Here is a 1,303-nt window from a genome sequence, read left to right as displayed (position 1 = left end):
AGCTCATAAAACTTGGTATAAGGGTGGATATGTTAAGATGTTTTTTCAGATGAAGGGAAACATTTAATATGGAAATTTTAGAAGAAAACAAAGCACTTAAAATTGCAAGTCAGTTTTTGGAAATTGAGTTAGGTAAAAACTTTGAAGAGAGAAGTAAAGTAGAAAACTTTCTTCCTTATAGAATATATAGAGTTTTTGCTGATAATTTGTCTTTTAAAAAGATGTTTAGAATACCTTATGAATTGTTTAAATTGAGCAAGAAGAATAAAAGTTGTCTTTTTAGAGTAGCTTATGTTGCTTGGTATTCTGATCTTTTGATAAAGCTAGGTGAAAGCAAAAGAGGTTTGTTATTTGCAAAGAAATATTTATATGGCAAATATAGAAAGGCCTATTATTTATTGGAGGCCAATGTATATATAGAGGATGAAAATAGGTGGTTAAAGAATATTAATTCTTATTTATCAAAACTGGATGCTGCACCTATTAGTCTAAGTGACGAGAGGCAAAAAGAGAGATTTTTGAGAATACAATGTAAAATAGACTATAAGATAAATCAAGAAGTATTGGTTACTATAATTATGCCAGCCTATAATGCACAAAATACGGTAGAGTTTGCTATAGATTCTATTTTAAAGCAAACTTATCAGAATTTTGAACTGATTATTATCGATGATTGTAGTACAGATAATACGGGAGAGATTATAAAAAGAAAAGCAAAAGAAGATAATAGAATTAAGATTATATGTAATCAACAGAACCTAGGGCCTTATGTTTCAAAAAATAAGGCTTTAGATATTTCTAATGGAGAGTATATAACAGGTCATGATGCGGATGATTGGGCACATCCTCAAAGGATTGAAAAGCAAATAAATTTTATGTTAAAAAACAGAAACATTAAAGCCTTAGTGGCAAAAAAAATTCGTATGACAGAAGATGGGGAATTTGTCAATTTTTATATCTCTAAGAATTTAAAAGATGATGGTGTTTTGTCATTAGCTTTTATATCTTGTATGATAGAGAGAGATTTTATGAGAAAAAAGATTGGGTATTGGGACAGTGTTAAGTTTGGGGCTGATTCTGAGATTATGAATAGAATCAAGTCTTTAGATGAAAGTGTGTATGTTGAGGAAAATATATTTACTATGTTTTGTTTAGAGAGTGCAACAAGCTTAACTAATCATCCAGAATTTGGTATTTCAAAAGTTACTGGTATGTCTGCTGTCAGAAGAAAATATTTTGATTCATTTAAGCAGTGGCATGCAAATCTTCAAGAGAACTTTTATTTGGAATTTCCATTGAAGAA

Annotated in this window: 1 protein-coding gene; it reads left to right on the top strand. The window is 29.5% G+C overall.

Annotated features, from left to right (window positions below; all coding sequences use genetic code 11):
* Window positions 1-68: 68 nt before the first annotated feature.
* Window positions 69-1,303 (top strand): glycosyltransferase family 2 protein (locus tag B6S12_RS10610; RefSeq protein ID WP_146239368.1); only part of this gene is annotated, 1,235 nt, incomplete at its 3' end.

Origin of the sequence: Helicobacter valdiviensis (genome assembly GCF_003245365.1) — a bacterium.
Taxonomy (GTDB): domain Bacteria; phylum Campylobacterota; class Campylobacteria; order Campylobacterales; family Helicobacteraceae; genus Helicobacter_D; species Helicobacter_D valdiviensis.
Note: the sequence above shows the minus strand (reverse complement) of the source record. Positions and strands in the feature narration are given on the sequence as shown.